Source organism: Rhodococcus sp. IEGM 1379, assembly GCF_030056815.1.
Classification (GTDB): Bacteria; Actinomycetota; Actinomycetes; order Mycobacteriales; family Mycobacteriaceae; genus Rhodococcus_F.
In genome coordinates this window covers 1-6,520 of the sequence record NZ_JASHKR010000140.1, presented here as the reverse complement: position 1 = coordinate 6,520, position 6,520 = coordinate 1, and the positions used below count along the sequence as shown (strand labels likewise).

Sequence of the window (6,520 nt, the reverse complement as noted above, 5' to 3'; positions counted from 1 at the left end):
CGGGTGACCGGGGTGGCTAGGTAAACCCCGCCCGGAGCAAGGTTGAAGGTCGCATCGCTTGCGGTGCGGCTGCGCAGGTGTTCGAGGGCTGCTCGCCCGAGCCTGCGGGTGAACCGCGTGAGGCACCCGGCGACGGTGTGTCCAGATGGATGGTCGCCACTCGTCACTTCGGTGTCGAGGACAGGATCCGGCTTATACGCCAACTCGTCCGCCCCAGACTGCAAAGAAACCCCCGTCGACCGAGGTCGGCGGGGGTTTCTTGTCGTAGATCTGTGGGATGACTTACAGGGGCTTGATGACCAGCAAGGTCGCCCAGTACGTCGCCGCGTCATGGCCCATGAGCGGGAGGAGGTAATCGTAGAGAATCGCGGACATGTGCGCTCCTAATTTCTGTTCGTAGCTCGTCGAGGGCGATCAAGCAGAACTCACCGTTCGAATGTCCGGTTCTCACCTGCCAGGCCAAGTCGAAAGAATAGCAGTCTTACGTCGATCTACAAGCGCGACTCCCACAGGAATGTCACCCGCGAGTCGTCGGGAATGCCACACTGTATTCATGACTGATGAAGATCGACTCTGGTACTTCGATGTGTCCGATGGATCTGTCTCCCAAGGGAAGGGGCCTTCGTCCCTGACAAGGATGGGGCCGTACCCTGATCGGGAGTCGGCAGAGCATGCATTGCAGATCGCGGCTGAACGCAACAAAGCCGCTGATCGGGCCGACGACGACTGGAACAACTGAGTTCGGTTTCGCCGCCGAACCGAAGGTGGAGGACGCGTGCCGGCACGTCGGATGATGGTGCAGGGAATCGACTTCGGGATGATCCGGGCGGAGTTCGCGCTTCCCGACGCGTTCGGTAGCGCGGCGCTGGCAGAAGCCGAAAATGCTCGAGATCGATTGACCGACGGCCGTCTCGATGCCACGGACATTCCGTTTGTCACCATCGACCCGCCCGGGTCGATGGATCTCGACCAGGCGGTTCACCTGACGAAGTCGTCGGACGGTTTTGTCGTGCACTACGCAATCGCGGATGTCGCTGCGGTGGTTAACCCTGGTGGGGCGCTGGACATCGAAACGCGCAAGCGAGGCCAAACCTTCTACCTACCGGACGGTTCTGTTCCGCTGCATCCGCGTGCTCTGTCCGAAGGTTCGGCGAGCCTGCTCCCGGATGTGGTTCGACCCGTAGCACTCTGGCGGATCGAACTCGACGGAAACGCTGAGCCGACGTCGTGGACGGTGACGCGTGCGCTCGTGAAATCAGTGGCCCGTCTGGATTATTCGACGGTCCAGCGTGGTGCCGACGCCGGCACCTTGCATCCGTCCATTGCGGCGCTTCCTGAGTTCGGTCGTCTGCGCGGTATCTCTGCGGTAGCCCGCGGGGCGATCGAGCTGAAACTGCCGGAGCAGTCTGTGGTTCGGGAAGATTCGACTGCCGACGGTTCGGGGCAGTGGCACATCGTGCTGGAACCGCGCACCGAGGCCGATGACTGGAATGCCGAAGTATCGCTGCTGACCGGAATGTGCGCCGGAAGAATGATGATCGACGCTGGTGTCGGATTGCTGCGCACCTTGCCGCCGGCCGAGAAGTCTGCGGTGGACGCCCTGCGCAGAGCTGCCCTCGCGTTGGGAATTGTGTGGCCGCAAGACAAATCGGTGGGGCAGATCCTTGCTGGACTCGACGCGCAGGCGCCGTCCACGCTGGCTCTGATGTCGGTGGCACCGTCGCTGTTGCGCGGCGCGGACTACGCGGCCTTCGACGGGCAATTACCGGACCTGACAGTGCATTCAGGGATCGGTGCGCCGTACGCCCACGTGACGGCACCGCTGCGGAGGCTCTCCGATCGATTCAGTACAGAAGTCTGCCTGGCGATCAGTGCCGGTGCAGCGATACCGGAGTGGGCGCGCACCGCACTACCCGAGTTGCCTCCGATCATGAGTGGCTCGGATTCATTGGCCAACAAGGTGGATCGTGCGTGCATCGATCTGACCGAGGTCACGTTGCTCGAGGGTCGCGTCGGCGAGGTGTTCGACGCGGTGGTGATGCGAGCTAAGGACGGGAAGCGTGCGGCCGAGGTGTTCATTCCGTCAGTCACGGTGATTGCCAAGTGCGTTGGCACTCCGGACGACGGGGAGCGGGTCAAGGTACGTCTCACCGGTGTCGACATGGCCAAGCGGACAGTGGAGTTCACTTTTCCAGCGTGACCGTGTTACCGACCTGCTTGAGCGCGTTACCGATAAGCGTCGGTTGCCTCGAGTAGGTGATGCATGATGCCGGGTTCCATTGCGGAGTGCCCGGCGTCGTCGACGATCACGAGCTTGGACCCTGGCCACGCGTTATGCAGGTCCCAGGCACTGGTGGCCGGGCAGACGACGTCGTAGCGCCCTTGCACGATGGTGCCGGGGATGCCGCGGAGTGCTGAACTCTTGTGCAGGAGTTGGGCTTCGTCGAAGAATCCGCCGTTGATGAAGTAGTGGTTTTCGATACGCGCGAAAGCCAGGGCGAACCGGATCTCCGAGTTCTCCTCGACCTTGTCCGGTTGGGGGAGCAGGTAGCTGGTTGAACCTTCCCACGCCGACCACGCGATGGCGGCGCGGGCGGCGACATCGGGATCGTCGGAATGCAGCAGGCGGTGGTAGACCGTCACCAGGTCGTCGCCGCGCTCATCTTCCGGAACCGGTTCGAGGAACTGAGCCCACCGTTCGGGGAAGATGTTGCCGGCACCGCCGTTGTAGTACCAGTCGATTTCGCGTCGGCGTAGCAGGAAGATCCCGCGCAGTACGAGTTCGGTCACGCGCGTCGGAAATGTTTCGGCGTAAGCGAGTGCCAGGGTCGAGCCCCAGGACCCGCCGAACACCATCCACCGCTCGATGGCGAGGTGCTCACGTAGAGCTTCGATATCGGCGAGCAGTTTGTCCGTCGTGTTCACCGACAGATCGGCGCCGTCGGCAACGTGGGGTGTGGACCGTCCGCAACCACGCTGATCGAGAAGGATGATTCGGTAGGCCGCCGGATCGAAGAACTGGCGGAACGACGGAAGCGTGCCGCCGCCGGGGCCACCGTGCAGGAACACGACCGGTTTCCCCTCCGGATTGCCGCTGGCTTCCCAGTACATGCGCTGACCGTCACCGACGTCGAGGAACCCACTGGAAAACGGTTCGATCGGCGGATAGAGAGTGCGCAGCTCTGCCATTAGAAGCCGGCCACTAGAAACCGACCATGCCCGAGGCTAGATCGGGGATCTCGAGCGCGTACAGGGCACCGTCACGCACCTGTGGGCAGCTGGCAGCCATTGCGGTGTCGATGCGATCGCGATGCTGGGCGAGATCAAGAAGATTGATGCCGTTCGCGGTTGCCCACGAACCGACAAGAATGTTCAGCCCGCCCTTGCCGAGCGTTGGCGTGACCGTGCGCCAATTCTGAAGTTCCGCTTCCATATCCGAGCACAACTGCTGGACCTGAGCGTCGGTGAAGGTTCCCGGTGCTGCGGTCGTGGCTGAGTTTGCCGCTGCCGAGGTAGTCGGTGCGGTCGAACCGGAAGTCGCGGGAGAGACCGTTGTCCCTCCCGCGCATCCACTCAGAACCGCCACGAGAACTGCGCCGCCAACTGTGGCAGCAGCGAAAGTACGACGGTTGCCCATCATGGAACGCACCCCTGAATCTTCTTCGAGAGACAGGCGGCGTTCGCCGGTCTCGGATCAGAAACTGTGCTCTTCGGCCGGGAACGCGCCTGTGCGAACTTCTGACGCATAGGCTGCGGCCGCGGAGCGCAGTTCGTCACCGACGTTACCGAAACGTTTGACGAACTTGGCTGTCTTACCGCTCGTGTAGCCCGCCATGTCCTGCCAAACGAGGACCTGGGCATCGCATTCGTTGCCGGCGCCGATACCGACGGTGGGGATGGTCAACTTGCGGCTGACCTGGCCCGCAATGTCTGCCGGAACCATTTCCATGACAACGGAGAACGCGCCGGCTTCCTGGACGGCAATGGCGTCCGCCACAAGTTGCTCGGAGGCGTCGCCGCGGCCTTGGACGCGGAATCCGCCGAGCGAGTTGACACTCTGCGGGGTGAATCCGACGTGAGCCATGACCGGGATACCGGCAGCGGTGATGGCAGCGATCTGCTTGCTCATCCGCTCGCCGCCTTCGATCTTGACGGCGTGCGCGAGGCCTTCCTTCATGAAGCGCGTCGCGGTGGCAAGCGCCTGTTCCGCAGAGCCCTCATAGGTACCGAAAGGCAGATCGGCGACAACCAGGGCGTGGGGAGCGCCGCGAACGACTCCGCGAACCAGTGGGAGCAGCTCGTCGATCGTGATCGGCACTGTCGTGTCGTAGCCGTAGACCACGTTGGCGGCCGAATCGCCGACGAGGAGTACCGGAATGCCGGCGTCCTCGAAGATGCGTGCCGTCGAGTAGTCGTAGGCCGTGAGCATCGACCAGCGCTCACCGCGCTGCTTCATCTCGGCGAGGTGGTGAATGCGTGTCTTGCGCTTGGGGGCCGCAGCAGTATTTGCAGTGGCTGAAGGCGCAGAACCGTAAAGCGGAGTCTCGGACATCGTTGTCCCTTTCGTGCCTCGAGGCCCTAAGCATGAATGCAGTCGGGTCCCCGGGTGTGGGTGATGACACGCTCAGTCTGCCACCGGGAACCGTCGGAGCGAATAGCTGACGCAGGTGCGTTGGGTCACATCGTCGCGGTCGAAGTGAGTGCAAGCGAAGGGCTGGTTACCGGCCATCCCGGGCGTCCCCTGGCACTATCGGTGGCATGTCGAAGTCTTTTCGCCTCGCCGGTGCCTTGGCCGGAAGTGTCGCAGTTCTCCTGCTCGTCGCTGGTTGCACCACATCCGGGGGTGAGACTCCGACGCCGGAGACCACCGGTGTGCCGTCGACGGGTGCGATTCCGGCGGGCTTGGAGAAGTTCTACGAACAGAGTCCGGACTGGGGTTCGTGCGAACAATTTGCCACCGACTCGCCACTCTCGAGCAGTATCGACTGCGCCGCCATCGACGTTCCGATCGACTACGCGCATCCGGAGGGGAACACCGCGAGGGTTGTCATCTCGCGAGCGAAGGCGACGGGGCAGCGCATCGGATCCCTTCTGATCAATCCCGGGGGACCAGGCGGATCAGGACTGTCGATGGCGTCCCAAGGTTCGGGGACGCAGTTGGCGGAGCATTTCGATCGGATCGGGTTCGATCCGCGCGGTGTGGGTGCGTCGACGCCGCAGGTGCGTTGTCTGACGCCGGCCGAATTCGATGCCGACCGCGCCGAGGTGAACGTCGATATGACTCCCGCGGGAATTGCGCGCGCAGAGCAGGAGAGCAAGGACTACGCCGCCGCGTGTGTCGAGCACACCGGCACCGAATTCCTCGCCCACGTCGGCACATACGAAGTGGTGCGCGATCTGGACGTGATTCGCGGTGCGCTCGGGGATTCCACGATGAACTTCCTCGGGTTCTCGTACGGAACGCGAATCGGTTCCACTTACGCCGAAACTTTCCCGCACAATGTCCGGTCGATGGTGCTCGATGGGGCGTTGGATCCGAATCAGGACGTCGTCGACGAGGTTGTCCTGCAAGCCAAAGGCTTCCAGGTTGCGTTCGATGCCTTTGCCGCGGACTGTGTTTCGCGGCCGCAATGCCCGCTCGGGGATGATCCGGCGCAGACTCAGGCGCGTTTCAAGGAATTGGTCGAACCGCTGATCGAGAAGCCGGCGGCAACTACGGATCCGCGCGGACTCAGCTACGAGGACGCGTTGACCGGCGTGCAGCAGGCCTTGTATTCGCCGCAACTGTGGACTTCGTTGCGCGGCGGATTGACCAGCCTGGCCGACGGTTACGGTGACTCGCTTCTGAATTTGGCTGACCAATATCAAGGGCGCGAGCACGACGGTACGTACTCCAATCTCAACGATGCCTTCAACGCGATCAGGTGCGCGGACGATCCCGCGATGACCGATCGCGCGGAAGCGGGTGAGGCAGATACGCGTTACCGCGAGGCGGCACCCTTCCTCGACGACGGTCGCGGAACCGGTCAGGCGCCGCTGGATCTCTGCGCCTTCTGGCCCGTTCCGGCAACAGGCGCCCCGCACGAACTCGATCCACAGGCACTGGCCGACGCAGGTCTGCCGACGCTTGTCGTCGTATCGACTACCGAGGACCCGGCGACGCCGTACGAGGCCGGGGTGGATCTGGCAAAGCAGCTGGGCGCAGCGCTCATCACGTTCGACGGAACCCAGCACACCGTGGTCTTGGACGGCAATTCTTGCGTCGACGACGCGGTGATCGACTACTTCGTCTACCTGAAAGTGCCGGAAGACGGTCTGACATGTTAGTGCCCGCACCCTCGTACGCTGCGCAGATACGAGGGTGACCAATCACTCGGACAACTCCGACCACTGATGTAACACAGATTTAACGTGGCTTGCTTACTCTCGCGGACATGGATCGCCAAAAAGAATTCGTGCTTCGTACCCTGGAAGAGCGCGACATTCGGTTCGTCCGCTTGTGGTTCACCGATGTTCTCGG

General features: G+C 62.7%; 8 protein-coding genes. 4 read left to right on the top strand and 4 right to left on the bottom strand.

Annotated elements, in window-relative coordinates:
- Positions 1–224, bottom strand: a 224-nt coding sequence (locus QM600_RS28565; protein WP_283265110.1) for a hypothetical protein, incomplete at its 3' end; no start/stop codon positions are given.
- Between the two features lie 329 nt (positions 225–553).
- Between QM600_RS28565 and QM600_RS28560 the strand changes: the two genes are divergently transcribed.
- Positions 554–739, top strand: a complete 186-nt coding sequence (locus QM600_RS28560; protein ID WP_033233133.1) for a hypothetical protein — start codon at positions 554–556, stop codon at positions 737–739.
- Between the two features lie 51 nt (positions 740–790).
- Entirely contained in the window at positions 791–2,200 is a 1,410-nt protein-coding gene (locus QM600_RS28555; RefSeq protein ID WP_283265113.1) for an RNB domain-containing ribonuclease, read from the top strand.
- Positions 2,201–2,226: 26 nt separating this feature from the next.
- Here the strand turns inward: QM600_RS28555 and pip are convergent, their stop codons facing one another.
- The 3 genes from pip to panB are packed head-to-tail and all read right to left on the bottom strand — an operon-like array spanning position 2,227 to position 4,552.
- Positions 2,227–3,189, bottom strand: coding sequence for a prolyl aminopeptidase (gene pip / locus QM600_RS28550; RefSeq protein ID WP_283265109.1), 963 nt, complete (start codon positions 3,187–3,189; stop codon positions 2,227–2,229).
- 13 nt (positions 3,190–3,202) lie between these two features.
- Positions 3,203–3,640 carry a hypothetical protein gene (locus QM600_RS28545; RefSeq protein WP_283265112.1) on the bottom strand — a complete coding sequence of 146 codons (438 nt, stop codon included), beginning with the start codon at positions 3,638–3,640 and terminating at the stop codon, positions 3,203–3,205.
- A gap of 54 nt (positions 3,641–3,694) precedes the next feature.
- Complete coding sequence (panB, locus tag QM600_RS28540; protein WP_283265108.1) at positions 3,695–4,552, bottom strand: 3-methyl-2-oxobutanoate hydroxymethyltransferase; 858 nt, start codon at positions 4,550–4,552, stop codon at positions 3,695–3,697.
- A 206-nt stretch (positions 4,553–4,758) separates the two neighbouring features.
- On the opposite strand from panB, the gene QM600_RS28535 reads away from it, so the two are divergent.
- Together QM600_RS28535 and QM600_RS28530 are read left to right on the top strand one after the other, a co-directional pair.
- The gene (locus QM600_RS28535; RefSeq protein ID WP_283265107.1) at positions 4,759–6,327 is read left to right on the top strand and encodes an alpha/beta hydrolase; all 1,569 of its coding nucleotides are present in this window, start codon (positions 4,759–4,761) and stop codon (positions 6,325–6,327) included.
- A gap of 107 nt (positions 6,328–6,434) precedes the next feature.
- On the top strand, positions 6,435–6,520 hold an 86-nt coding region (locus QM600_RS28530), incomplete at its 3' end, for a hypothetical protein (RefSeq protein ID WP_283265111.1).

Excerpts from the sequence above, each read along its gene's own strand:
- QM600_RS28560 (WP_033233133.1), top strand. The coding sequence starts at position 554 with ATGACTGATGAAGATCGACTCTGGTACTTCGATGTGTCCGATGGATCT.
- QM600_RS28555 (WP_283265113.1), top strand. The coding sequence starts at position 791 with ATGATGGTGCAGGGAATCGACTTCGGGATGATCCGGGCGGAGTTCGCG.
- pip (WP_283265109.1), bottom strand. The coding sequence starts at position 3,189 with ATGGCAGAGCTGCGCACTCTCTATCCGCCGATCGAACCGTTTTCCAGT.
- QM600_RS28545 (WP_283265112.1), bottom strand. The coding sequence starts at position 3,640 with ATGATGGGCAACCGTCGTACTTTCGCTGCTGCCACAGTTGGCGGCGCA.
- panB (WP_283265108.1), bottom strand. The coding sequence starts at position 4,552 with ATGTCCGAGACTCCGCTTTACGGTTCTGCGCCTTCAGCCACTGCAAAT.
- QM600_RS28535 (WP_283265107.1), top strand. The coding sequence starts at position 4,759 with ATGTCGAAGTCTTTTCGCCTCGCCGGTGCCTTGGCCGGAAGTGTCGCA.